The sequence below is a fragment of the Rhodanobacter sp. UC4438_H5 genome, from assembly GCF_052978405.1.
Map to the genome: position 1 here is coordinate 2,491,421 of NZ_CM129672.1, position 25,253 is coordinate 2,516,673.

Below are 25,253 nucleotides of genomic sequence, written 5' to 3' on the forward strand. Positions count from 1 at the left end.
GAAAGTGGTCGCTGAAGTATGCTGACACGCCGATCGCAAGCCTTTCCGCCATGCCGTCACGCACCGCCATCAGCCATGAATTGCGCGAGTGGATCCTCGCCACCACACGGGCCGGCCACGGCGTGCCGGACGTGCTCAAGCTGATGAAGGACAACGGCTACGACCCGCGCCAGAGCCGCAGCATCGTCGCCGAAGTGCTGAAGCTGCCGCTGGCCGCGCTCAACGCCGGCACCACTTCGCCCGCACCGCGCGGCCTGCGCACCAGACACCCGGAGGCGCCGGCGGTCTGCGTCGACGGCCACGCCATCGGCGTGTCGCTGAGCGTCGACGAACCGCCGCTGCGCGTGCTGGAAAACATCCTGGACGACGCCGAATGCGCCGAACTGATCGAGCTGGCGCGGCCGCGGCTGGCGCGCGCGCTGACCGTCGACGACGACGGCAAACAGCAGGTGGACCAGCGCCGCACCAGCGAAGGCATGTTCTTTTCTATCGGCGAACGGCCGCTGATCGCGCGCATCGAGCAGCGCCTGGCCGGCCTGCTCGGCCTGCCGGTCAACCACGGCGAAGGGCTGCAGATCCTGCATTACCGCCCGGGCCAGGAGTACGAGCCGCATTTCGACTGGTTCGACCCCGCCTTGCCCGGCTACGACGCCATCACCCGTTCCGGTGGCCAGCGCATCGCCAGCGTGGTGATGTACCTCAACACGCCCGAACTGGGCGGCGGCACCGCCTTCCCCGAGCTGGGCCTGACCGTCACCGCGCGCCGCGGTTCGGCCGTCTATTTCGCCTACGAAGGCGGCGACCCCCGCTCGCTGCACGCCGGCCTGCCGGTGATCTGCGGTGAAAAATGGATCGCCACCAAGTGGCTGCGCGAGCGGCCCTACCGCCAGGGCGGTCGCGGCTGACAAGCGGTGCTGCGATGCAGCAGCGTTTGGCGTATCCTAGCGGACTGTTTTTCCCCCGCTTGAGGATTCCCATGGGTCTGCATCTTGTCCCCGCCGGTCGCGACGTGCCAAACGAAATCAACGTCATCATCGAGATCCCCAAGGACGCCGAGCCGGTCAAGTACGAGGTGGACAAGGAATCGGGCGCGATCTTCGTCGACCGCATCCTGTCCACGCCGATGCGCTACCCGTGCAACTACGGCTACGTGCCGGGCACCCTGGGCGGCGACGGCGACCCGCTGGACGCGGTGGTGATCCTGCCGTTGTCACTGGCCGTGGGCTCGGTGATCCGCTGCCACCCGGTCGGCATGCTGCAGATGACCGACGAGGCCGGCGCCGACGAGAAGCTGGTGGTGATTCCCTCGCCCAAGGTGTTCCCGGGCTACGCCCACATCAACGACATGAAGGGCGTCTCGCCGCACTGGCTGCAGCGCATCGGCCACTTCTTCGAACATTACAAGGATCTGGAGCAGGGCAAGTGGGTCAAGGTCGAGGGCTGGGTCGGTGCCGAAGAGGCCAAGGCCGAAATCCTGGCCGGCATCGCCCGCTACAAGGCCGAGCACGGCTCCAAGGCCTGAGCCCGAAGGCGATGCAACGCAAGAGCCCCGCCCGTGCGGGGCTCTTGCGTTGGGGCCGCATCAGCCGCGCTTGAGCAACTCGCGCAGGTCGATCAGCGCCGCATTGGCGCGCGACACGTAGTTCGCCATCACCAGAGAATGGTTGGCGAAGAAACCGAACGGCGAACCGTTCAGCACCATCGGACTGTGCAGCGGGCGCTGCGCCTCCTCCAGCTCGCGGATCACCTGTTCCAGGCTCACGTCGGCGTGCTTGGAGCGCAGGATCGGGCCGAAATCGCGCTGGATCGCCTTGAGCTGTTCCAGCAGCGTCCAGGTGTAGCCGCGTGCTTCGTAGAAGTTGTCGTCGATCTGCGTCCACGGGGTCTTGACCAGCCGGCCGCCGCCGGGCGCGGCCACGGTGGATGCGCTGACCGGATCGGAGGCGTCCACGTCGCCGATGCGGATCTGGCCCACGCTGGCGGACAGCCGCTGCGACAACGAGCCCAGCCGCGACGACACCAGCTGCAGGTAATCGGCCAGGTTGTCGGCGCGCGCGTAGAAGTGCGCATTGCTGTCGTCGGTATCGCCCAGCCGGACCAGATAGCCGTCCAGATACTTGATCGCCTTGCGGTACTGACTCTCCGAGCTGGGCAGCAGCCAGCGGTCGTTCGGGCTGTTGAGCAGCGGGTCGGCCCCGGCCAGGTCCTTGTCCTCGGTCGACTGCGTCTGCGAGCGACTGAAGTCGTTGCGCAGCGCACGCACCAGGTCGCGCGAAGCGGTCAGCGAGCCGAATTCCCAGTTCGGCAGGTTGTCCAGCAGCACGCCCGGCGGCAGCTTGTCGTTGCTGAGGTAGCCGCCGCGCTTGTCGAGCAGGGTGCGCACCGAGGCGATCAGGGTGACCGTGGTGGTGGCGCCGGTACTCACCGGCCGCTTCAATTCCTGCATCCGGGCCTGGGTGGCCGCCACCGGATCGAACAGCGCCGGCTCGGTATCCCACCACCACATCGACGCCGCGATCAGCAGCACCAGCACGGCGACCACGGCCAGGATCGCCCGGCGCAGGCCGCGGCGCGGCGCGGGGGAAGTGTCAGGGGTCAACATCGGACGGCTCCTGCGGAGGTGGCGAGCGAAGTCCGCAGCTTACAACGCGACCACCCCGGCGCTGTCGGGCGCATCTCGCTCGCGGCGGCGAGGTTCCGCCGCACAGGCTTTGCCGCGAGGCCGTGCCATCGCCGTATGCTTGCCATCGCCCGACGGCGCATCGCGCAGCGCGTTCGCTCACCGATGTTTACCCGCCGCCCCGGAGACATCCACATGAAAGCCGTCGCCCTCACCCGCTACCTGCCGATCGACGATCCGCAATCGCTGTTCGACGTGGAACTGCCCACACCCGCGCCGGGCGGGCGCGACCTGCTGGTGCGCGTCGAGGCCGTGTCGGTGAATCCGGTCGATACCAAGCTGCGCGCACCGAAGCCACACGTGGAAGCACAACCGAAAGTGCTGGGCTACGACGCCGCCGGCACGGTGGAAGCCGTTGGCAGCGCGGTGGCAGGTTTCAAGCCGGGCGATCGCGTGTATTACGCGGGCGACGTCACCCGGCCGGGCAGCAATGCGCAGTTCCAGTTGGTGGACGCGCAGTTGGCCGCGGCGATGCCGCGCAGCCTGGATTTCGCCGACGCCGCGGCGCTGCCGCTGGTGGCGATCACCGCGTGGGAGTTGCTGTTCCAGCGCATGCCGTTCGACAGCGAGCACGGCGGCGAGGGCCAGTCGTTGCTGGTCATTGGCGGCGCCGGCGGCGTCGGCTCGATCGCGATCCAGCTGGCGCGGCGCGCGGGGTTCACCGTGATCGCTACCGCCTCGCGTGCCGACAGTACCGACTGGTGCCGCGCGATGGGCGCGCAGCACGTGGTGAACCATCGACAGCCGCTGGCGCCACAACTCGCCGCGCTGGGTTTCGCGACCGTCGACGCCGCACTCAATCTCGCCGACACGGATGCCTACTGGGACGAACTCGGCGCGCTGCTGGCGCCGCAAGGCCACGTCGGCCTGATCGTGGAACCGCATGGCGCGCTGCGCATCGGCGATCCGTACAAGGCCAAATGCATCGGCATCCACTGGGAGTTCATGTTCGCCCGCGCGCGCTTCCACACGGCGGACATGGCCGAGCAGGGGCGCATTCTCGCCCGCGTGGCAGAGCGGGTGGATGCCGGCGAGTTGAGGGGCATCCGGCGCGAGACGCTGAACCCGATCAACGCGGCGAATCTGCGCGAGGCACATCGCCGGCTGGAATCGGGCAGCAGCATCGGCAAGCTGGTGCTGGCCGGCTGGTAGGGCGGCCGATCGACGGTGCCATCAGCGGCGCTTGCGGGCCACCGCTTTCCCGCCGCTGGCCCTGGTCGAGGGTGCCGGCTTGGCAGGCTCGCCCTTCTTGCCGAGCTGCTCCAGCAAGGTGTTCATGTCCTCGGCGTGCTCTTCCTCCATCGCCAGGATGCTTTCCAGCACACGGCGGGTGGTGGGGTCGGCGGTGCCCACGTAGTCGATCATCTCGCGGTAGCTGTCGATGGCGATGCGCTCGGCGACCAGGTCCTCCTTGATCATGTCGACGATGTCCTCGCCTTCGACGTAGTCGGAGTGGCTGCGCGTGAGCAGGCCCTCGGGCGACAGGTTCGGTTTGCCGTCGAGCTGGGTGATGCGCTCGGCGAGCAGGTCGGCGTGTCCCTGTTCCTCGTTGGCGTGCTGCAGGAACTCTTCCTTGATCGCCTGCGAGTGGATGCCCGAGGCCATGTAGTAGTGGTACTTGTAGCGCAGCACGCAGACGATCTCGGTGGCCAGGGCGTGATTGAGCAGGGTCACCACGGTGGCGCGGTCGGCCTTGTAGCCGGCGGTCATCGCGCCCTTGTCGATGTCCTGGCGGGCGCGTTTGCGGATGTTCTCGATGTCGCTGACGAACGGCTTGGTCTTGGCCATGGCTTGCTCCTGCGGACGGGTGGCGCCGGCTGCGATGAGCTTTCCGGCGCACGGATATCGGCAGAGCATGGGCACCGGCCCGAGAAAGCCGGGTGAAGAACTTGGCGTGGTCAGCGCGGCAGGAAGGCGCGCAGGAAGGTGTCCACGCCCGCGCGCGCGGTCGTCTCGATTTCCTGCAGGTAGCTTTCCGGGCAATTCGTGCAGCCGAACATCTGCCGCATCATCAGGTTGCCCTTGATCAGGGTGAGGAACTGCATGCTGGCCCGGCGCACGTCGTCGATGTCGAGCTTGCCGGCGTCAACCGCCTGCTGCAGCAGGCGTTCCATCAGGCCATGGGTGCGCGTGGCGCCTTCTTCCCAGATCAGCTTGCCGTAGCGCGGGTTGCCCTGGCGGCAGTCGCTGAGGATGGCGCGGAAGGTGCCCACGGTTTCGGCGTTGCAGTCCAGGTGGGCATGGGTCAGCGCCACCCGCAGCAAGGTCTCGCGGATGTCCGCCTGCGGGTCGAAGCGGTAGGTTTCCTCCGGCAGCAGGTCCTGGATGCGCGAGCGGATGACTTCGCGGAACAGGTTGTCCTTGTCGCCGAAATGGCTGTAGACGGTGAGTTTGGACACGCCGGCGTCGGCGGCGATGGCATCCATGCTGGTGCCACTGAAAGCGTTGCTGATGAACAACGCCTTGGCCGCTGCCAGGATGGCCGCACGCTTCTCCATGTCCTTCGGGCGACCGGGTCCCTGGGCTCTGATGGGCGCGCTGGTACTCATGTCCTCCACCTTCAAATACAAATGATCAGCCTTTAGTATACGCTTCGGTTTATTTATTTGCCACGCGGCGGCAATCCGGCCATGGGCGGCGGTCGATCCGATGCGCACGGCGGGGTGACGGACGTCACGCAGCGCCGATGACTTCCGGCACTTCGTGCACCGTGGCGCAGCCGTCAGGCTAGGTGCCAAGCGGCGCCGCCATTGTCGCGGCAGGTGGCAGAGCTTATCCTTCCGGGTTCTTCCGGGACAGCGCAGGCATGCACAGATGGCGATGAATTTCGAACAGGCACGCACGAACATGGTGGAGAACCAGGTGCGTCCGTGGGAGGTACTCGACGGCCGCGTGCTCGACGTCATCAGCCGCGTGCGCCGCGAGGATTTCGTCGCCGCCGAACACCGGCAGCTGGCCTTCGCCGATCTGTGCCTGCCGCTGGGCCATGGCGAGGTGATGATGAAGCCGGTGGTCGAGGGCCGCGTGTTGCAGGCGCTGGACGTGCAGGCCACCGACCGCGTGCTGGAAATCGGCACCGGCTCGGGCTATCTCAGCGCGTGCCTCGCCACCCTGTCGGCACAACTGGTCAGCGTGGACATCCATGCCGATTTCACCGCCGCCGCGAGCGAGCGGCTGCGTCACGCCGGCATCGGCAATGCCAGCCTGGTCACCGGCGAGGCGGTGCGCGCGTGGCAGCCGGATGGCTTGTTCGACGTGCTGGTGGTCACCGGCGCCGTGGCGGAAGTTCCGTCGCGCTGGCGCGCGTGGCTCAAGCCCGGTGGCCGCGCGTTCGTGGTGAGCGGACAGTCGCCGGTGCAGCGCGCCAACCTGCTGGTTCTCGAAGCGACCGGCGAACTGCGCGCGCAAGGCCTGTTCGAGACCGACCTGCCGTATCTGGTGCATGCCGAGCCGGCGCCGCGATTCGTTCTGTAGACCCCCTCCCCGACGTCCCCGATCGACACGAGGCATTCCATGCAATTGAAGCTGCTCACCCTGGCCCTGGCGCTGGCCGCCGTCTCGCTGCCCAGCCATGGCGAGGATCTGCTCGATGCCTATCGCGACGCGCGCGCCAATGACCCGGTACTGGCCCAGGCCGACGCGACGCGGCTGGCCACCGGCGAAGGCGTGCCGCAGGCGCGTGCCGGGCTGCTGCCGCAGATCGACGGTTCGCTCACCCTGCAACAGGCCAACGGCGGCCAGGGCAGCAACAGCCTGGACTTCGGTACCGGCGCCAACAGCTTCCTGTGCAGCGGCATCGCCGCCGGCAGCGGCAACTACACCTGTACCGGCCCGCTGGCGTCCAACGGCACCGCCTCCGACGGCGGCCACCTGCGCACGCGCAGCCTCAATGCCACGCTGACCCAGACCGTTTTCGACTTCAGCAAGTACGCCAACCTCAAGGCCGCGCACTCCGCCAAGGATGCGCAGGACGCGACCTACCAGGCCGCAGCGCAGGACCTGCTGGTGCGCGTCACCGCGGCGTACTTCACCGTGCTCAACGACGAGGATCAGCTGACCTTCGCCAAGGCCAACGAGGACGCGTTCAAGCGCCAGTACGACCAGGCCGACCAGCAGTACAAGGTGGGTCTGTCGGCGATCACCAACGTGTACCAGGCCAAGGCCTATTACGAGAACGCCAAGACCCAGACCATCGCGGCGCAGAACACGCTCGACAACGACCGCGAAGCCTTGCGCGTCATCACCGGCAAGCCGGTGGGCGAACTCAAGAAGCTGCGCGACGACCTGCCGATGGACGCGCCCGCGCCGAGCGATCCGCAGGCCTGGGTGAAGCAGGCGCTGGAGAACAACCCGACCTTGCAGGCGCAGCATGACAACGTGCGGACCGCCGAGCACAACATCACCGCGGCACGCTCGGGCCACCTGCCCACGATCAGCGCCAGCGTGAACTACGGCAAGAGCAGCAGTTGGTACCAGGACCCCGCGCGCATCGGTTCGGAGCGGCCGGCCTCGACCACCATCGGGCTGACCTTGAACGTGCCGATCTTTTCCGGCGGTTACACCCAGTCGCGCGTGCGCCAGTCGATCTACCAGCGCGATGCCGCCAACGACGCACTGGAACTGCAGCGCCGCCAGGTGATCCAGAACACGCTCAACTACTACCGCTCGGTGCTCGCCGGCATTTCGCAGGTGGAGTCGGGCAAGGCCTCGGTGGAGTCCGGCCAGAAGGCGCTGGAAGCCACCCGTGCGGGCTTCGAGGTCGGCACGCAGACCTTCACCGACGTGCTGCTGGCGATCCAGACCCTGACCCAGTCCGAAAGCGCCTATTCGCAGGCGCGCCACCAGTTCATCCTGAACAAGCTGCTGTTGCAGCAGGCCGCCGGCACGGCCGACTTCAAGGACATCCAGGGCATCAACGCTCTGCTGCAGTGAGGCGCTGACCGCCTACTCCTGCAGCAGCGCGTCGACCAGCTGCATGACGCGCCGCACTGCCCCGCGCTCGCGCTCGAATACCTGTCGCGCCGCCTCGCCCATCTGTCCGCGGCGCGGCGCGTCGAGCAGCAGCCGCAGCACGTGCGGGCCGAGTTGCTCGGCGGCAGCCACGCGCTCGGCGCCGCCGTCCTCGATCAGGCTGCGGATGATCTCTTCCGAATTGAAGGTGTGCGGCCCCACCAGCACCGGCACCGAGAGCGCCGCCGGCTCCAGCACGTTGTGGCCGCCGACCGGCACCAGGCTGCCACCGATGAAGGCCAGGTCCGAAGCCGCGAAGAACGGGATCAATTGCCCCATGGCGTCGATCACGAAGACCTGATGCGCGGTCGCCGGCACGCCTTCCAGGCTGCGCGTGGCGACCGTGAAACCGAGGCTGCGCACGGTGTGCTCCACCAGCCGGAAACGCTCGGGGTGGCGCGGCGCCAGCAGCAGCAGCGCATCGGGCAGGCGCTGCAGCACTTTCAGATGCGCCTCCAGCACCGCCAGTTCCTCGCCGTCGTGCGTGCTGGCCGCCATCCACACCGGCCGCCGGGGCCCCCAGTGCGCGCGCATCGCGGCGCCGGCCGCCACCGCGCCGTCCGGGATCGGCACGTCGAACTTCATGTTGCCGCTGACCAGCACCGACTGCGGATCGGCGCCCAGGAGGCGATAGCGCGCAGCATCGGTGCGCGACTGTGCGGCGATCACGCTCACGCAGCGCAGCGCCGAGGCGATCAGCGGACGCAGCGGCTTGTAGCCGCGCATCGAGCGCTCGGACAATCGTGCATTGACGATCATCAGCGGGATGCCGCGGCGGCGGCAGGCGAAGTAGAGGTTGGGCCAGATCTCGGTTTCCACGATCACCGCCAGACGCGGCCGCACGCGCTTCATGAAGCGGCGCACCGCGAACGGCAGGTCGTAGGGCAAGTACACGTGGAACACGCTGTCGCCGAACAGCTGCTGCACGCGCGCGGCGCCGGTGGGGGTGACCGTGCTGACCACCAGCGGCGCGTGGGCGTAGCTGCGCTGCAGTGCCTTGACCAGCGGCTCGGCGGCGTTGACCTCGCCCACCGATACCGCGTGAATCCACAGGCTGCCGCTGAAGCCGGGCGCGTCGAACGAGCCGAAGCGCTCCAGCCAGCGCCGGTGGTGGTGCGGCGGCGAGCGCAAGCCCCGCACCAGCAGGCGCAGCACCAGCACCGGCGTGACCAGGAACATCGCGAGGGTGTACAGGAAGCGCAACGGCCGATCCTTGCAATCAACGCGCGAGTATAGCGACAGCGCCTGAAGCAGGTTCGCGCGCGGATGGCCCGGTACAATGCCGACGATGCCCGGCATGCCCCGCCCCGAATTCACCCGATCGCTGCTCGCTCCCCGCCACTGGCCGGCATGGCTGGGGGTGGCGGCGGTGTGGCTGATCGCGCATCTGCCACAGGCGACATTGCCGTGGCTGGGGCGCCGACTCGGCGCGCTGGTGGCGCGCATTCCGTCGGCGCGACGGCGCATCGCGGCCGCCAACATCGCGCTGTGTTTCCCCGCGCTCGATCCCGCGCAGCGCGCGACACTGGTCGACGCCAACCTGCGCGACATCGGCATGATGATGGTGGAGTTCGCGCTCGGCTGGCTGGGCAGCGACCGGCGCATGGCCGCGCTGCCGACCGCCATCGAGGGGCTGGAACACCTGGAGGCGGCGCGCGCGCGCGGCAAGGGCGTGCTGCTGGTCGGCGGCCACTTCTCGCACCTGGAGCTGTGCGCGCGGCTGGTGTCGCAGCGCATCCGCATTGCCGGCATGTACCGGCGCATGGATTCGACCGTGTTCGAATGGGTGGTGCTGCGCGCGCGGCTGCGCTACGCCGCGGCGATGTTCGACAAGGACGACATCCGCGGCACGGTGAAGTACCTGCGCGCCGGCGGCACGCTGTGGTACGCGCCGGACCAGGACATGCGCAGCAAGGACACCGTGTTCGTGCCGTTCTTCGGCGTGCCGGCGGCGACCATCACCGCCACCCACCACCTGGCGCGGCTGTCCGGCGCGGTGGTCATCCCGTTCTTCCACCGCCGCCTGCCCGACGGGTCGGGTTACGTCCTGCGCCTGGGTGCGCCGCTGGAGGATTTCCCCGGCGCGGACGTGCTGGAGGACACCGCCCGCGTCAACGCCTGCATCGAGCAGATGGTGCGCGAGGCGCCGGAGCAGTACCTGTGGGTGCACAAGCGCTTCAAGACCCGCCCTCCGGGCGCCGCCGCCATCTACTGATCCGTTCGGCAGCCGGATGCCCGGCGGCGCTCGACCAGGTACAGCCGCATGCCTGCGTCCCGAGCGGCGATCGAGCTGGCCGGATCAGTCCCGCGGCCGCCGTTGCTCGTACAGCTTGGCGTACTTCAGGAACGCGTAGAACGCGTGGATGCGCGCGGCGATGAAGCCGGCCCAGCCGGAGCGCCAGTGTCCACGCAGCACGTAATAACGAAGAAACGCCACCGTCGGATACGCCACCATGCGCAAGCGCAGCCAGCTCACCCGTCGCCCGGCCAGATCGGCCTGTTGCAGGCTGGAGTAGCGGTTCGCCTTGACCACGCGGCCGGCGATGTCGGGCTCGCCATGGTGATCGATGACCGCGTCGAGCACGCCCACCGGGCCGTCCACCTGCACTTCCTCGTGCACCTCGTGGCCGCTCATGCGCGCACGCTGCCGGTCGAACAGGCGCACGTAGTGGTTGAGCCGGCCGCGCCGCGACTGCCAGCGCCAGAACTGCCACTCGCGCCGCCACAACTGGTAACCCGCATGGGCCGGCTCGCACAGCGCCTGCTGCAGGCATGCGGCGGCATCCGCATCCAGCGATTCATCCGAGTCCAGCAGGAGCACCCAGCGATGGCTGGCGAGGTCGATCGCCGCCTGCTTCTGGGCGCTGTAGCCGGCGAACGGCTGCGCGTGGATGCGCGCGCCGTAGTGCGCGGCGATCGCCGTGGTGGCATCGCTCGAGCCCGAGTCCAGCACCACGATCTCGTCGGCCCAGCTCACCCCGCGCAGGCAGGCGTCGAGCGTGTCGGCGCTGTTGAACGTGGTCACCACCACCGACAGCGGCTCACGCCCCATCGGGCGTTCCCTGAGGGGGTTCTGCGTTTAGGAGTCCGGCACGGATGCCGGGCTCTTCGTTGCCGGCAGAGATGCCGGCAACGAACAAACTGGCGCACCACAGCCCGAGCAGCCAGGCGAACAGCAGCCCCCACCAGGCCGAGTAGAACGCCAGGTGCGAGTTCAGCGGAAACAGCATCACGCCCAGCGCCAGGCTGGCGGGGAACGCGCGTGCGCGCGCCGCCGCGCCCACCCGCCGCCATGCCCGCCACGCCAGACCCGCCGCGGCCAGCCACAGCGCCAGCCCGAGCAGGCCGGTATTGGTGAGGATCTCCAGCAGCAGCTGGTGCGGATGGCAGGCGCCTTCGCCGACGCCGCACGCTTCGGCCGACACCACGAAGTGGTCGTCGGCCGGCGCGAACTGCGGATAGGCGTAGCGGAATCCGCGCACGCCCACGCCGTTGACCGGATGCGCCGCGGTCATCGCCACGCCGACCTGCCAGATATCGAGCCGGCCGCTGAGCGCCGTGTCCACCGACTGATCGGTACCCTGCAACACCAGCAGGCTGCGCGCCATCCGGTCATGGAAGCGCGCCGAGGTATTCCATGCCACCACGCCAGCCAGTGCCAGCAGCAGCGCCGCCGCCCCGCACCACAACGAGAAGCGCCACAGCGTGCGCGCCTCCTGCCAGGCGAAACCCGCCAGCACCAGCACGTAGCACAGCCACGCCGAACGCGAGCCGGCCAGCAGCACCGGGCCGAGCACCAGCACTGCGGCCAGCACCAACCCCGGCCGCCCCCAGCGCTGCCGCGCTGCCCACAATGCGAACGGCGAGAGCACCGCCAGGCTCGGGCCCAGTTTCAGGTTGTCGGCGCCGAAAATGCCCGAGACCCGAAAGGCCTCGGGATGGCCGCCCAGACTCCAGCCGGTGAACGCCTGCACCCACGCATCCGCACACCACAGCGCCAGCACCGCGGCGACCGCCTTGTACAAAGCGTGCAGTTTGGCCTCGCGACGGATCGCGAAGCACGCGTACAGGCCCAGCGGAACGTAACGCAGCGTGGCGGCCACCGTGCTCCAGCTCTTGCCGGGACGAATCGCGTCCAGCGCGGAAAACAACGCCGCCGCCACATACGCTCCCAGCAGCCACAGCAGCAGCTGCGCGCCGGGGTGCTGGCGCAGTGCGGCCGGGTCGCGTGCAAACAGCATGATCACGCCGAGCAGGCACAGCAGCGTGCCCAGCTCCGAACTGCGACCGAACGGCAGCAACGCAATCACCAGCCAGAACGGCAGCAAGGGGGAACGCAGCGCGGCCTTGAGTGAACTGCCGAAGGTCGTCATGGGTGGGCCAGGCGGGAACCAGCCCGCATTGTAGGCGCGCCGCGACGCCTGGCGCGTCAGCCCTGCGGCTGGCTCACTTCGTCGTACAACGCCAGCGTGGATTGCTGCATGTCGCTGAGCCGGTAGCTCTGCAGCGGCGAGATCGGAGGCGCCACCCGCAGCAATTCGGCCGCGCGTTCGACCAGCCGCTCGCGATCGCCCAGCGGCACGCGGCCGGCAGGGTACAGCTCGGCCAGCAATTCGCCGACGCCGCCATGGGCGTAGCCGAGCACCGGCCGGCACAGCGACAGCGCCTCGATCACCGTGCGCCCGAAGGTCTCGGGCTTGTTCGACAACTGCAGCACCAGCGCCGACAGCGCGTAGATGTCGCGGATGTCATCGCGCGGCGGCGACAGCACCACCTGCGAGGTCACCCCGCGCAAGCGGATCAGCTCCTGCAGCTCGGCCACGTAGGCCTCGCGGCCGGGCTCGACCACGCCCAGCAGCAGCAAGCGCGCCTCGATGCCGCGACGCTTGAGGTCGGCCAGCAATTCGATCGCGTCGTGGTGGCCCTTCAACCGCGTGCCGCGCGCGGGCATGGTCAGCAACGGCGCACCGGCGAGCGCAGGGAACTCCGCGAAGAACGCCTTCTGCCATGCATCGTCCGGCCGGTGCCCGTAGGGAAACGCATCCTGGTCGATGCCGCGCGGGATCACCCGCACCCGGCCCGGCTCCAGCCAGCGATAGTGGCTGAGCACATAGTCACGCAAGGTCTGCGACACCACGATCACGCGCTCGGCGCGCAGCAGGATCGAGCTGTAGCGGCCCGGCGAATTGAAGCCATGCACGGTGGTGATGAAGTGCGGTCGCGGGGAAATACCGCGCAGCGCCCACCAGCCCACCCACGCCGGCAAGCGCGAACGCGCGTGCACGATGTCCGGCTTCAGCTCACGCAGCAGGCGTCGCAGCGGGCCGATGCGGCCCAGGGTGGCGAGCGACTTGCGCCCCAGGTCGAGCGTGATGTGCTCGCTGCCCTCGGCCTGCAACTGCTCGACCAACCGCCCACCGGCGGAAATCACCACCGAGCGATGGCCTGCCTGCACCAGCGCGCGCGCGATCTCCAGCGCCGAACGCTCCGCACCGCCGGAATGCAGCGCGGGGATCAGCTGGACCACGGTCAGCAGCTTGGCGGGCACGACAATGCTGGACATGAGCTCGGGGCTGGCGGCTTTCATGGCAAAAAACAAGCAAAAAAAATGCCATGGCCGGCCGCCGACCGGGTCCGCTGGTCAGTCGCGCAGCACGTAATGCGCGCCACAGTAGGCGCAGGTTGACTCGCCGCCGTCATCGACGATCGGCAGGTAGACCTTCGGATGGGAATTCCACAGCACCATGCCCGGCATCGGACACGACAGCGGCAGGTCCTGCCGCGTCACTTCGTAACGATTTTCGGCATTTGCCGGCACCAGGGGCACGGTCGCGACAGCGGGGGATGACATCAGCGGACTCCGGACTGGACAGCAGGCTGCAAATGGTAGCAGGCTGGCGTTTGCTGCCGGGGCGCTCATCCGCCACGGCGCGGCCGGAAGGGGTTTCCGCCGCGCGACGGCAGCAAGCGGTGCGACGCACCAAAGGGGAAATCAACGACGTCCCGGCGCCCCGCGCCGGATTCGGGCATCTGATCGGGAGCAGACCATGGATTCCGCAAAGCTCATCGCGCGCGCAAAGAACATCCTGACCACACCCAAGACCGAGTGGCCCGTTGCCGCCGCCGAACCGGCCACGGTCAACAACCTGTACCTCGGCTACATCGCCATCATCGCCGCCCTGCCGGTGATCGCGCAGTTCATCAAGGGCAGCCTGATCGGCACCAGCTTCCTCGGCGTCACCGTGCGCGCCGGCATCGGCGCGGGCATCGGCCGGATGATCCTGGGCTACATCCTGTCGCTGGTACTGGTCTACGTGATGGCGCTGATCATCAACGCGCTGGCCGGCACCTTCGGCGCCAAGCCGAACCTGATCCAGGCACTGAAGACGGTGGCCTACGCGTGGACCGCCTGGTGGATCGCCGGCATCGGCGTGATCGTGCCGTGGCTGGGCCTGCTGATCGTGCTGGCCGGCGGTGTCTACAGCATCTACCTGCTGTATCTGGGCCTGCCCCACACCATGCAGTGCCCGCCGGAAAAGGCCGGCGGCTACACCGCGGTGAGCGTGATCATCGCGATCGTGCTGGGCTGGATCGTTAGCCTGATCCTGGGCCTGATCTTCGTCGGCGCGCTGGGCGGCGCGGCGATGAGCGGCATGCACGTCACCAGCAGCAACGGCGAGACCGTCACCGTCGACGGCAACAGCGCGCTGGGCAAGCTCGCGGCGATGGGCCAGCGCGCCGAACAGGCCGGCAAGGAGCTGGAAGCGGCGCAGAAATCCGGCGACAGCGCAGCGCAGTCGGCCGCGATGGGCAAGATGATGGGCGCGATGTCCGGCACCAACGGCCCGGTGGAGGCGCTGGCGCCCGACCAGATCAAGGCGTTCCTGCCCGCTGCCGTGGGCAATCTCAAGCGCACCGGCATCTCGGCCGAGCGCAACGGCGCGATGGGCATGCAGGTGTCGGAGGCCAGCGCGGAATACAGCGGCGACAACAACCAGCACATCACGCTGGAAGTCACCGACACCGGCGGCGCCAAGGGCTTCATCGCGATGGCCAGCGCGATGGCGCCGGAGGAGGAGAAGGAAACCGAAACCGGCTACGAGAAGACCTACAGCGACAATGGCAACCTCATCCACGAGGAGTGGGACCACCAGTCCAAGTCCGGCGAGTACAGCGTGATCGTCGGCAAGCGCTTCACGGTCAAGGCGAACGGCAACGCCGACAGCATCGACGAGCTGAAGGCGGCGGTGGGCAGCGTCGACCTGGGCAAGCTGGAGTCGATGAAGGACAGCGGCGTGAAATCCGAATAACCAGCGGTCGCCGGCACAAAAAAACCGCGCCGATGACGGCGCGGTTTTTTTGTGCGAGTGCGCCAGACCTGCGCGACGATTACTTCGCCGCGACTTCCTTCGGCACCGAACCTTCGGTGGTGATGCGCACGTGCACCTCGTCGCTGACGTTGGGCACGTAGGCGCCCACGCCGAACTCCGAGCGCTTCAGCGTGGCGGTGGCGTCGAAACCGATCGACTGCGCCTTGCCCATCGGATGCGGGCCCACCCGGTTCAGCGTGGCGTCGAGCACCACCGGCCGGGTCACGCCATGCACGGTGAGGGCACCGGTGACCCTGAACTTGTTGTCGCCCAGCGGCTCGACCTTGCTGCTCTTGAAGGTCACCACCGGATACTTGGCCGCATCGAAGAAATCGGCCTTTTTAAGATGCTCGTCCAGCGCCGCCACGTGGGTATCCAGCCGCGCCAGCGGCAGGGTCACTTCGACGCTGGACTGCGCCGGATGCTGCTCGTCGAACACGATCGTGCCCTCGCCCAGACCGAGGTCGGCGGTGGGGTTGGAGTAGCCGAAGTGGTTCCAGCTGAACAGCACCATCGTGTGGTTGGGGTCGAGCTGGTAGGTCACCGGCGCCGCCTGTGCGGAAACCGCCGCACCCAGCAGACCGGCGAGAAAGAGATATTTCAGTGGGGACATGCGAAGACTCCATGGGGCAAGGACGAAAGGCTGTTTCGGGCTGTCGCACGGTATCCTTTGCGAGAGCCGCACCGGCACGCTGGCCAGAAATTCCAGTGTACAGACCGGGCGCCGGCGGTCGACGCCCGGCGGAGAAACGCATCGTGTTGATTCGGGAAACAATCCTGCGGCGAACCCGGCCATGCTGACGCTGCACGGCGAGTGCTGGGTGATCACCGATTCGGCCGCCGGCAACCAGCGCCAGGCGCTGGCGCTGGCCGAGCATCTGCAACTGCCGCGCCGCCATTTGCTGCTGGAGCCGCGCGCGCCATGGTCATGGCTGGCGCCGCGCCTGATCGCGGGCGGACGCCTCGCCCTGCCGGCCAGCCAGCGGGCGTGGTTTGCGCCGCCCTGGCCGGCAGTCGCAATCGGCTGTGGCCGCGCGGCCGCGTTGTTCACCCGTATGCTGCGGCCGCTCGGCGAGGGCCGTTGCCACACCGTGCAGATCCTCGACCCGCGCATCGAGCCGACGCTGTGGGACACCGTGGTGGTGCCGCGCCACGATGAGCTGCACGGCGCCAATGTGCTGACCACGCTGGGCTCGCTCAACACCGTCGACGACGAATGGCTGGCCGATGGTCGCGACGCCTGCCCGCAGTTCGAGGCCTTGCCGCGGCCCCGCGTGGGCGTGCTGCTGGGCGGGCCGCGCCGCGGCATTGCACTGGACGCCGACTACGCCAGCGCGCTGATCCGGCAGCTGCTGGCGCGCCAGCGCGCCGAAGGCGGTAGCCTGCTGGTGCTCGGCTCGCGGCGCACGCCGACGGCACTGATCGAATCGCTGCGGCCGTTGCTGGCCGAGGTGCCGGGCCTGCTCTGGGCTGGCCGCGACGACGGCCGCAACCCCTACCCCGGCGTGCTCGGCTGGGCCGACCGGCTGGTGGTCACGCCCGATTCGGTGAACATGTTGTCCGAAGCCTGCGCCGTCGGCTGCCCGGTGCTCACCTTCATCCGCGCACCGCTGCCGCCGAAGATCGCGCGCTTCCACCAGACCCTGCGCGACGCCGGCCTGCTGCACGACCTCGACGCTCCGGGCACCGCCGCGCAACGCCCGCTGCGCGAAACCGCACGCGTGGCCGCGCTGGTGCGCGAGCGCATCGAGGCGACCCGGGGCGGGTTGCGTGGCGGAAATACCGGCGGATTCCCGCTTTCGCGGGAATGACGGCGCGGGGTGCTCGAGCGCGGCGGGCAGGGCTTCGCCCGAAGCGCCGGCGCAATGATCGAAGGCGCCCGCTCAGTTCGTCGGACGCACCCATTTCAGCTGGCCGGCGGCCAGCAGCGCGTCCAGTTGCGGTGCCAGCGGATCGCGCAGGATTGCCGCCGGCAACGGCGCGGCGGCCAGCAGGCCGACGCACTGGTCGCGGCCGAGGTACTTGGCGCGATACAGCGCCAGGTCGGCCAGCTCCACCGCCGCATCGAAGGTTGCCGCGTCGCTGTGGGCGGCCAGCGGATGCATGCTGAAACCGATCGAGCAGGTCAGCCGCAGCACGCCGCCGCGACCATCCGCGAATGCCTTGGCGGCAATGTCGTGGCGCAGGCGCTGGGCGATGCGCAGCACGTCGGCCTGGTCGACGTCGCGCAGCAACAGCAGGAACTCCTCGCCGCCCCAGCGCACGGTGATGTCGCTGTCGCGGCGCAACTCGGCGAGCCTGCCGCCCAGCTCGCGCAGCACCGCATCGCCCACTGCATGGCCGCGGGCGTCGTTGATGTGCTTGAAGTGGTCGATGTCGATCTGTATCACGCCGACGCTGCTGCCTTCGGCCAGCAGCGCGGGCAGTTGCGCCAGCAGGTAGCGCCGGTTGTGCAGCGCGGTCAGCGTGTCGGTATGGCTCTCCTCGGCCAGCGCGAGATTGGTGACGCGCAGGCGCTCCAGCGCGCGCGACAACTCGCCGGTACGGCGTTCGACCTGTTCCTCCAGCCACGCGTTGCGGCGGCGCTGCCGGCGCATGCTCCAGCGCGTCAGCACGAACAGCAGCACGACCAGCGCGGCCGCGGCGGCGAGCCGCACCAGCAGGTTTTCGTACCAGTACGGGGTGACTTCGACGGCAATCGCGGCCTCGGGCCCGTAGCCGGCGGCACCCGGCAGCGTGGCGGCGACGCGAAAGCGGTAGTTGCCCGCCGGCAGGTGGGTGTAGAACGCCTCGCGGCGCACGCCCGCGTGCTGCCAATCCTTGTCGTAGCCGTCCAGCCGGTAGCGGAAATGCAAGGTCCCCACCTGCAGGTAGGGCGCGGTGTAGTGCACGGTCAGGTCGCGGCTGCCCTGGTCGAGGGTGAACGCGCCGCCCGTGTATTGCCGGTCGTCATGTTCGACCGACACCACTGCCGCACGCGGCGCCGACGGCCGCTCGCCGAGTGCGCGCGTGTTCACGCCGAGGATGCCGTCGGTGGTGGCGTACCAGATGACGTCGCCGACGATGGCGCTGCGCGCGCGGGCGCCGCCATTGCAGCAATGCAGGTTGCTCACCGTGGTGGAACGCTGCTCGCCGGCCAGCTGCTGCGGCGAGACCGTGCGCGGCGGCGAGCCGGGCAGCGGCAGTTGCGAGAGCGGCAGGCGCCAGGCGCCTTCCGTCGAGCTGGCGTAGAGCTGCCCGTCGAGCAGGTCGAACGTCCACACGTTGTCGCTGGGCAAGCCTTCGCTCTGGCCGGTCATGCGCAGGCGGCCGTCTGCCATCAGGCCAATGCCGGCGTCGCTGGTGGCCACCGCGAGCAAGTCCGGCTTGAGCAGCGCCAGCCGCGTCACGAAGTGGCTGCGCAAGGGCTCGGCCCACGCCGGCCGTGTCCAGTGACCGTCGCGCCACTCGCGCACGCCGTCGCGGGTGCCGACGTACCAGCGCCCCGGCGCCAGCGGCAGCACCGAGCGGATGATGGCCTCGGCGGCGGTAGCCTGCGGATCGAGCCGGCTCAACGCGCCCTGCCGCCAGCGATAAAGCCCGGCGGAAGTGCCAAACAGGAAATCGTCGTCGCCGAGCTCGTGGATGTCGTTGATCTGCAGGTTGCGCAGGCCTTGCAGCGCGGACGGGGTGACGTCCACCCCGCGGTCGAACACCGCGATGCCGCCGCGCGTGCCCACCCACAAGCGCTGGCGGCGGTCGTAGTACAGCTCGTAGGCGGACGGGTTGGGCAGCGCGCTGCCGGGAATCAGCGTGCGCACCTGCTTGCCGTCGAAGACCTCCACGTCGGAATTGGTGCCGAACACGATCGCGCCGTCGGGCGCGCGCAGCACGCTCCACACCAGCGGGTCGCGCACGCCGTCGTCCAGCGACAGGCGCCGGGTCCAGCCATTCCAGATGCGGTACAGGCCCCGGGTGTAGGTGCCAAGCCACAGGTTGCCGTCGCGGTCCTCCAGCATGCGGTGCACCCACGGCCGGCGCTGGACATCGATCTCCTCGCGCTCCAGTTCGCCGCCCGGCAGGCGGCGGTACAGCGCTTTGGCGGTGGCGATCCAGAGCGAACCGACGCGATCGGTGAGCAGGCTCTCGATCGGCGCCGCATCGATCCCGTCGCCCAGTCCCGCCGCGACCCACTGCCCATCCACGATCCGCATCAAGCCGGCCGACGTGCCCAGCCACAACTGGCCGCCCTGCAGCGCCAGATGATTGACCACCACGTGCCGCCATGCCGCCGGCCCCGCCGCGATGCAGCTTTCCGTGGCCGGTGCGGCGCTGTCGGCGCGGCGGCAGACGCGGCCGGTGCCGCCGATCCAGAGATGGCCGTCGCCACGCAGCAGGCTGAAGGCCGGCCCGCTGCTGCCGCCGGTCGACACCATCCGGCCTTCGTGCAGCCGCTGCACGCCGTCGGCGGTGGCCAGCAGCGGCGTGCCGTCACCGGCGTCGATGATCGCGTTGACCGCAGCCCCGCCCAGCGCCTTGAACTGCCCGTCGCGCTGCTCGATCAGGCCGCGCGCGCCGCCGAACCATACGCCGCCGTGCGGGTCGGCCCATGCAGCGTTGAGCATGCTGGTATCCACGCCGGTGCTGGCACGGTCGTAGCGCACGAAGCGGGCGCCGTCGAAACGCGCCACGGCCGTTTGCGTGTTGACCCACAGGAATCCGGCGCGATCCTCGGCCAGGCCCAGCACGGTGATTTGCGGCAGGCCCTGTTCCACGCCCCAGTGGTCGAGCACAAAGGAATGGAACGGCTGCTGCGGATCCATCGCCCGCGCGGGCGACATGACAACCAGCCAGCCGGTCGACATCAGCAGGAGTGCAAGCAGCACTCGCGATCCCACTCCCCCTGTCACGCGTCCCCTCATCCCGCCCCTGCCGACAGCCCGTGGCCATGGTCGATCTTGCCTGCCGGGATGGGTCCAGACAAGCGCCATGCGTTGAAGGCACTCTTCACGTCCGTGAAGCGAAGGGCTCTCCGCGAACACTCCCCGGATCGCGCGCAAGGAGCATGCGCGCGATTCCTCTCAACCCTGCGGCGGCGGCTCCGCGTCGGCGGCGAAGGCGAAGCCCAGCGCGTCGGTGACTCCGCGCACGCCGGCGCGCAACTGCTCCAGCGCGGCGTCGCGCGGCGCGATGCGCGAGCGCAGGTCGAGCGTACAGGCCAGCGCGCGTTGCAGCAGGCCAGCGTGCGCGGCCGCCAGGGTCGCCGCCTGATCGTCGTCGAGCACGCCGGCGACGCGGCAGGCCTCGATCAACCCGGCGTTGGCGGTGACGCCGAGCAGCGCCGGCTGCCGCGCCGCGTGCGCCAGCACCAGTCCCTGCAGCGCGAACTCGATGTCGAGCAGGCCGCCGAGGCCCTGCTTCAGGTCGAACTGCTGCTCGTCGGAACGGTCACGCTCGGCGCGCCAGCGCTGACGCATGCTGGCCACTTCCGCGCGCACCGCGGCCGGGTCGCGCGGCACGGCGAGGACGTCGCGGCGTACTGTCGCCAGCTCGGCGTTGAGCGCCGCGTCGCCAGCCACCGGCCGCGCGCGCAACAGCGCCTGGTGCTCCCATGTCCACGCACGGCTTCGCTGATAGGCCACGAACGCATCGAGGCTGCTTACCAGCAGGCCCTTGGAACCATCCGGACGCAGCCGCGTGTCCACCTCGTACAGACGGCCGGCGCGGGTCAGCACGGTCAGCCAGTTCATCACCCGCTGGGCCAGCCGCTGGTACCAGCGATAGCCTTCCAGCGGACGCTCGCCGTCGCTCATCGCCTGCGCGCGCTGGCCGTCGAACACGAACACCAGGTCCAGGTCCGAGGCGAAGCCGAGTTCCTCGCCGCCGAGACTGCCGTAACCGAGCACGGCGAAGCCCGACCCGGTGCCCGGCAGGCGGCCATGCCGCGCCACCAGATCGCGCTCGGCCAGCGCCAGCACCGCGCCCACCACCGACTCCGCCAGCGCGGCCAGCCGGCGTGCGGTGGCTTCGGCGTCGACGCGACCGTCGTTGAAGGCCAGCCCCAACCGGAACGCGGTGGACGAACGGAACTCGGTGATCCGCTCCAGCTCGGTCTCGGCGTCGCGCTCATCCAGCGTGCCGAGCACGCGGGTGATCTCGGCGGCGATGTCGGCGCGGCGCAGCGGCAGCTGGTCGATGCGCGGATCGAGCACGTCGTCCAGCAGCAGCGGCTGGGCGATCACCCGTTCGGCGAGAAAGGCGCTGTCGGCGAACAGCCGCACCAGCCGGCGCCGCGCCGCGGGCTGCTCGTCCAGCAGCGCGAGATAGGCCGAGCGCCGCGCCACCGCCTGCATCAGCCGGCACAGCCGCAGCAGCGCGGGCACCGGCGCCGGAGTGTTGCGCGCGGCGCCGAGCAGCTGCGGCAGCAAGCGGTCGAGCCGCTCGCGCGAACGCGGCGACATCGCGCGCACCGAGGCGGCTTGCGGCAGCTTCAGCAAGGCGTCGGCCAGTTCCGCCGCGGGCGCGAAACCGGAAGCCTCCAGCGTGGCCGCATCCAGCGTTTCGTCGCAGGCGTGCTCCCACAGCCGCACGTCGGCGACCGGCGCGGCGGCGACCTGGCCATGCGCGGGCATCAGCACGGCGGCGAACTCCTCGCTGACGATCGCGCGATGGGTCGCCAGCGCCGCGCGCAAGGTTTCCCAGTCGGGGTAGTCGAGGCTGAGCGCGATGCGTTCGCGGCTCAGGGCATCGTCGGGGATGTCGTGGGTTTGCGCGTCGCGCAGCATCTGCACGCGGTTTTCGGCCCGACGCAGCAGCGCGTAGGCCTCGCGCAAGCGCCGCGCGCGCTGCGCGCCGATGTGGCCACGCGCCTCGCAGGCGGCCAGCGCGCCGAGCAGGCCGTGCACGCGCAGGGAGGGTTCGCGTCCGCCGCGGATCAGCTGCACCAGCTGCACGATGAACTCGATCTCGCGGATGCCGCCGGGGCCGAGCTTGAGATTGTCGGCCAGATCCTTGCGCGCCACCTCGGCGTCGATCAGCGCCTTCATCTCGCGCAGCCCGGCGAACGCGGTGTAGTCGAGATACTTGCGGTAGACGAACGGGCGCAGCATCTCCTGCAGCTGCTTGCCGTCGGCGCGGTCGCCGGCCACCGCGCGCGCCTTAATCCACGCGTAGCGCTCCCAGTCGCGCCCCTCGCTCTGGTAGTACTGCTCCATCGCGGCGAACGACAGCGCCAGCCGGCCGGCCTTGCCGAACGGGCGCAGGCGCATGTCGACGCGCGCGCAGATGCCGTCCATGGTCGGTTCGCCGAGCAGGCGCACCAGCTGGCGGCCGAGCCGCACGAAGTATTCGCTGTTGTCCAGCGGCCGCGCGCCGTCGCTCTGGCCCCCGTGCGGGTAGGCAAACAGCAGGTCGATGTCGGAGGAGAAGTTGAGCTCGCTGCCGCCGAGCTTGCCGAAGCCCACCACCAGCAGGTGCTGCAACACGCCTTGCGCATCGCGGCTGTGGCCGTAGCGCGCGGCCATTGCCGCGGTGGCCCACGCCAGCGCCTTGCCCAGCAGCGCCTCGTACAGGACGCTGGTGGCGGACAGGGTTTCCGGCAACTCGTCCAGCCCGTTGACGTCGCGGAACACCAGCCGCAACGCCTCGGCATGGCGAAAGCGGCGCAGCGCGGCCATGCAGCCGGCTTCGTCCTCCGGCAGTGGCAGCGCGTCGATGCGGGCTCCGGCATCGGCGCCGGAGCGCAGGCGATCCAGCCCCTGCGGGGCGAGCAGCTGCGGCTGGCGACACCAGGTGTCGAACGCGAAATCGCTGGCCAGCAAGGTGCGACGGATGCGTTCGGCGACGCCGGCATCGTCATGCAGGTGCACGCCGGCGGCGCGGCAACGGCGCTCCAGCTCGCGGTAGCGATCATCGATCAGCGCGCGCAGCGCGGCGGATTCGGGCGGGTTCATCGGCCCATTGTGCCGCAGCGCGGCGGCGACGCCGCGCATCGCCGTGCACGGCCGACCCGTTCGTGCGTTGCGCATGCCTGCGGCAGGCCCGACACTTGTCGTTTTGCGCGCCACCCGCCGTTCATCGAGTCCTGTTTACATTCTGGAGACCACCCATGACGACCCCGGCAGTCGCCACATGCCCCTGATCTCTCCCGACATCCGCAGCGCCAGGTATCCGCTGGGCGCGCGCATCGCGCTGGTGCTGGCACTGGCGCTGGCGTTCGTGCTGCTGACCGGGCTGGTCGACGGCGGCGTGGGGGTGACCACGGCGCAGTTGCTCAAGCAGCCGCGGTTCCCGCTGGCCAATGCGCTGCCCGGCCTGCTGCTGGCCGGCGCGCTGCTGGCGTGGACCCGCCGTGCCTGGCTGTCGTTCGGCTTGGCGTTCACGCTGCAAGGGCTGGTCTACGGCGTCAACGTGCTGAAGGTGGCCAACCTCGGCACGCCGCTGCTGCCGGACGATTTCCGCATGATCGGCCAATTGCGCAAGGGCGGCATGCACCTGCTGGCCGGCTACCTGCCGCACAGCCCGTGGCCGTACCTCGCGTTGCTGGCGGCGCTGGCGCTGGTGGTGCTGGCGTGGCGTTACGAGCCGCCGGTGGTACCGCGGCATACCGGTGGCAAGCGCCTCGCCGCCTGCGGCCTGCTGGCCGCGGCGTTCGTCAGCATGCTGGTGGGCCTGTCCGCCTGGGGCAGGATCTACAACGCGCGCGTGCTGTGGCTGGAGCCGTGGTCGGCCCGGGTCACCACCAACCATTCCGGCCTGATCAGCTCGCTGATGCTGTTCCACCTGCAATACGGCGGTGGCCACCACAAGCCCGACCGCGCCGCGGCCGAGCAGCTGATTGCGCAATCCGCGCCGGCGTTGCAACAGGTGTTGCGGCAGCCGGCGGCAACCGGTGAGCTGCCCGACATCGTGGTGGTGCAGAGCGAATCGTTCTTCGACCCGTCGATCATGCACGGCTACGAGCACAGCAACTTCGCGCCCAACCTGCGCCGGCTCGCGCGGCATGGCAGCAGCGGCAAACTGCACGTGCCCACCTTCGGCGGCGGCACCATCCGCACCGAGTTCGAGTTCCTCACCGGCCTGTCGCTGCGCTACTTCGACAACCTGCAGTTCCCCTACCTGCAGATGAGCCACAAGTCGCTGCCCAGCCTGGTGCGCACGCTGGCGTCGCACGGCTACAGCACGCTTGCGCTGCATGGCAACGACCCGGCGTTCTGGAACCGCACCACCGCGTTCCAGGCAATCGGCTTCGACCGGTTCGTGTCGCAATCCTCGTTTCCGCCCGGCGCGCCGAATGACGGCAAGTACATGGCCGACAGCGCGATGACCGACGAGATCATGACCCAGCTCAAGGACAGCGGCCCGCCGCAGTTCATCTTCGCCATCAGCATCGAGGCGCACGGCCCCTACGACATCGAGCCCGCGCACGTCGCCGAACGCGACGCGATCCCGGTGCCCGACGGCATCACCGGCCGCGACAAGCTCGAGCTGCAGACCTACCTCTACCACCTCAAACATGCCGACGCCGAACTCGGCCGGCTGGTGAAGCTGCTCGCCAAACGCGACCGGCCCAGCGTGGTGCTGTTCTACGGCGACCACCTGCCCGCCCTCAGCAACAGCTACCACATCACCGGTTTCGTCGACGGCAGCGACATGCTGGGCCAGGCCGGCGTGTGGCTGCTGGTCGACCCGAAACGGCCGTCCAAACCGCTGCAGGCCGACACCGCCTCCTGGCTGCTGCCGGGCAAACTGCTGGCCCACCTCGGCATCCACGACGATCCCTATTTCGCACTGACCGAACTGGTCGGCCCGCAGATCGCCGCCCTCACCGCCGCCCCCGGCGCCCCGCCGCGCCCGCAGAGCGACGAGCAGCGGCAACTTGACAAGGCCATGGCCGGCGTCGACCAGTTGCGCATGGGCGGCAAGCTCGAACCGATGCTGGCCAAGGCACTGGACGCCACCGCCGCGATGACGCAAGTGGTCCACGCCACCGCGATGCCTCCGGCGGTCGAGGAACAGCCCGCAACGGCGCATTGATCGGCGGTTTGGGTGGGCTCAGCGTCGACGCGAGTGATGCGCCGCTCCGGTATCAGCCCACGAGACGCCGCGCCGTCAACATCAGACATCGCACGACACGATGATGCCTGCCCGGCATGGACATGCCCGGGCATCTTCACCGCTTGTCATGGGGACATCTTGCGGACATACTGACCGCA

Annotated in this window: 20 protein-coding genes; 9 read left to right on the forward strand and 11 right to left on the reverse strand. The window is 69.3% G+C overall.

Annotation, left to right across the window (positions count from 1 at the left end):
* The first annotated feature begins 50 nt into the window (after positions 1–50).
* Both ACVCL9_RS11615 and ppa read left to right on the forward strand, forming a co-directional pair.
* Entirely contained in the window at positions 51–905 is an 855-nt protein-coding gene (locus tag ACVCL9_RS11615) for a 2OG-Fe(II) oxygenase (protein WP_447098011.1), read from the forward strand.
* Between the two features lie 71 nt (positions 906–976).
* The gene (gene ppa / locus ACVCL9_RS11620) at positions 977–1,522 is read left to right on the forward strand and encodes an inorganic diphosphatase (RefSeq protein ID WP_395120270.1); all 546 of its coding nucleotides are present in this window, start codon (positions 977–979) and stop codon (positions 1,520–1,522) included.
* A gap of 60 nt (positions 1,523–1,582) precedes the next feature.
* Here the strand turns inward: ppa and ACVCL9_RS11625 are convergent, their stop codons facing one another.
* Positions 1,583–2,602 carry a DUF2333 family protein gene (locus ACVCL9_RS11625; protein WP_447098010.1) on the reverse strand — a complete coding sequence of 340 codons (1,020 nt, stop codon included), beginning with the start codon at positions 2,600–2,602 and terminating at the stop codon, positions 1,583–1,585.
* Between the two features lie 213 nt (positions 2,603–2,815).
* Between ACVCL9_RS11625 and ACVCL9_RS11630 the strand changes: the two genes are divergently transcribed.
* Positions 2,816–3,832 (forward strand): zinc-binding alcohol dehydrogenase family protein, encoded by a 1,017-nt coding sequence (locus ACVCL9_RS11630; RefSeq protein ID WP_447098009.1) that lies wholly within the window; start codon positions 2,816–2,818, stop codon positions 3,830–3,832.
* 21 nt (positions 3,833–3,853) lie between these two features.
* Here ACVCL9_RS11630 and ACVCL9_RS11635 read toward each other — a convergent pair whose 3' ends face one another.
* Together ACVCL9_RS11635 and ACVCL9_RS11640 are read right to left on the reverse strand one after the other, a co-directional pair.
* Positions 3,854–4,468 (reverse strand): ferritin-like domain-containing protein, encoded by a 615-nt coding sequence (locus ACVCL9_RS11635; RefSeq protein ID WP_447098008.1) that lies wholly within the window; start codon positions 4,466–4,468, stop codon positions 3,854–3,856.
* 110 nt (positions 4,469–4,578) lie between these two features.
* Complete coding sequence (locus ACVCL9_RS11640; RefSeq protein WP_395136006.1) at positions 4,579–5,178, reverse strand: TetR/AcrR family transcriptional regulator; 600 nt, start codon at positions 5,176–5,178, stop codon at positions 4,579–4,581.
* A 316-nt stretch (positions 5,179–5,494) separates the two neighbouring features.
* Here ACVCL9_RS11640 and ACVCL9_RS11645 point away from each other — a divergent pair, with 316 nt between their 5' ends.
* Together ACVCL9_RS11645 and ACVCL9_RS11650 are read left to right on the forward strand one after the other, a co-directional pair.
* Positions 5,495–6,154, forward strand: coding sequence for a protein-L-isoaspartate O-methyltransferase family protein (locus ACVCL9_RS11645; RefSeq protein ID WP_395120275.1), 660 nt, complete (start codon positions 5,495–5,497; stop codon positions 6,152–6,154).
* 39 nt (positions 6,155–6,193) lie between these two features.
* Positions 6,194–7,612: a TolC family outer membrane protein gene (locus ACVCL9_RS11650; RefSeq protein ID WP_447098007.1), complete on the forward strand. Its 1,419-nt coding sequence runs from the start codon at positions 6,194–6,196 to the stop codon at positions 7,610–7,612.
* A 12-nt stretch (positions 7,613–7,624) separates the two neighbouring features.
* On the opposite strand, the gene waaA is transcribed toward ACVCL9_RS11650, so the two are convergent.
* Entirely contained in the window at positions 7,625–8,893 is a 1,269-nt protein-coding gene (waaA, locus tag ACVCL9_RS11655) for a lipid IV(A) 3-deoxy-D-manno-octulosonic acid transferase (protein WP_447098006.1), read from the reverse strand.
* 94 nt (positions 8,894–8,987) lie between these two features.
* Between waaA and lpxL the strand changes: the two genes are divergently transcribed.
* Positions 8,988–9,905, forward strand: a complete 918-nt coding sequence (lpxL, locus tag ACVCL9_RS11660) for an LpxL/LpxP family Kdo(2)-lipid IV(A) lauroyl/palmitoleoyl acyltransferase (protein ID WP_447098005.1) — start codon at positions 8,988–8,990, stop codon at positions 9,903–9,905.
* Between the two features lie 84 nt (positions 9,906–9,989).
* Here the strand turns inward: lpxL and ACVCL9_RS11665 are convergent, their stop codons facing one another.
* From ACVCL9_RS11665 to ACVCL9_RS11680, 4 genes are all read right to left on the reverse strand, one after another.
* A complete protein-coding gene (locus tag ACVCL9_RS11665; RefSeq protein WP_447098004.1) occupies positions 9,990–10,742 on the reverse strand; it encodes a glycosyltransferase family 2 protein in 753 nt (250 codons plus the stop codon).
* On the reverse strand, positions 10,732–12,063 hold the full coding sequence (locus ACVCL9_RS11670) for an O-antigen ligase family protein (protein WP_447098003.1): 1,332 nt from the start codon (positions 12,061–12,063) through the stop codon (positions 10,732–10,734). The genes ACVCL9_RS11665 and ACVCL9_RS11670 overlap by 11 nt, the downstream gene beginning before the upstream one ends.
* A 56-nt stretch (positions 12,064–12,119) precedes the next feature.
* Complete coding sequence (locus ACVCL9_RS11675; protein ID WP_395120281.1) at positions 12,120–13,253, reverse strand: glycosyltransferase; 1,134 nt, start codon at positions 13,251–13,253, stop codon at positions 12,120–12,122.
* Between the two features lie 78 nt (positions 13,254–13,331).
* Positions 13,332–13,541, reverse strand: coding sequence for a zinc-finger domain-containing protein (locus tag ACVCL9_RS11680; protein WP_395120282.1), 210 nt, complete (start codon positions 13,539–13,541; stop codon positions 13,332–13,334).
* 196 nt (positions 13,542–13,737) lie between these two features.
* On the opposite strand from ACVCL9_RS11680, the gene ACVCL9_RS11685 reads away from it, so the two are divergent.
* Complete coding sequence (locus ACVCL9_RS11685; RefSeq protein WP_395120283.1) at positions 13,738–15,000, forward strand: YIP1 family protein; 1,263 nt, start codon at positions 13,738–13,740, stop codon at positions 14,998–15,000.
* 79 nt (positions 15,001–15,079) lie between these two features.
* On the opposite strand, the gene ACVCL9_RS11690 is transcribed toward ACVCL9_RS11685, so the two are convergent.
* Positions 15,080–15,673 (reverse strand): YceI family protein, encoded by a 594-nt coding sequence (locus tag ACVCL9_RS11690; RefSeq protein WP_447098002.1) that lies wholly within the window; start codon positions 15,671–15,673, stop codon positions 15,080–15,082.
* 181 nt (positions 15,674–15,854) lie between these two features.
* Here ACVCL9_RS11690 and ACVCL9_RS11695 point away from each other — a divergent pair, with 181 nt between their 5' ends.
* Positions 15,855–16,871 (forward strand): mitochondrial fission ELM1 family protein, encoded by a 1,017-nt coding sequence (locus ACVCL9_RS11695; RefSeq protein ID WP_447098001.1) that lies wholly within the window; start codon positions 15,855–15,857, stop codon positions 16,869–16,871.
* A 72-nt stretch (positions 16,872–16,943) separates the two neighbouring features.
* Here ACVCL9_RS11695 and ACVCL9_RS11700 read toward each other — a convergent pair whose 3' ends face one another.
* Together ACVCL9_RS11700 and glnE are read right to left on the reverse strand one after the other, a co-directional pair.
* Complete coding sequence (locus ACVCL9_RS11700) at positions 16,944–19,925, reverse strand: diguanylate cyclase (RefSeq protein WP_447098000.1); 2,982 nt, start codon at positions 19,923–19,925, stop codon at positions 16,944–16,946.
* Between the two features lie 195 nt (positions 19,926–20,120).
* A complete protein-coding gene (gene glnE / locus ACVCL9_RS11705; protein ID WP_447097999.1) occupies positions 20,121–22,991 on the reverse strand; it encodes a bifunctional [glutamate--ammonia ligase]-adenylyl-L-tyrosine phosphorylase/[glutamate--ammonia-ligase] adenylyltransferase in 2,871 nt (956 codons plus the stop codon).
* Between the two features lie 178 nt (positions 22,992–23,169).
* On the opposite strand from glnE, the gene ACVCL9_RS11710 reads away from it, so the two are divergent.
* On the forward strand, positions 23,170–25,074 hold the full coding sequence (locus tag ACVCL9_RS11710; RefSeq protein WP_447097998.1) for an LTA synthase family protein: 1,905 nt from the start codon (positions 23,170–23,172) through the stop codon (positions 25,072–25,074).
* Positions 25,075–25,253 lie beyond the last annotated feature (179 nt).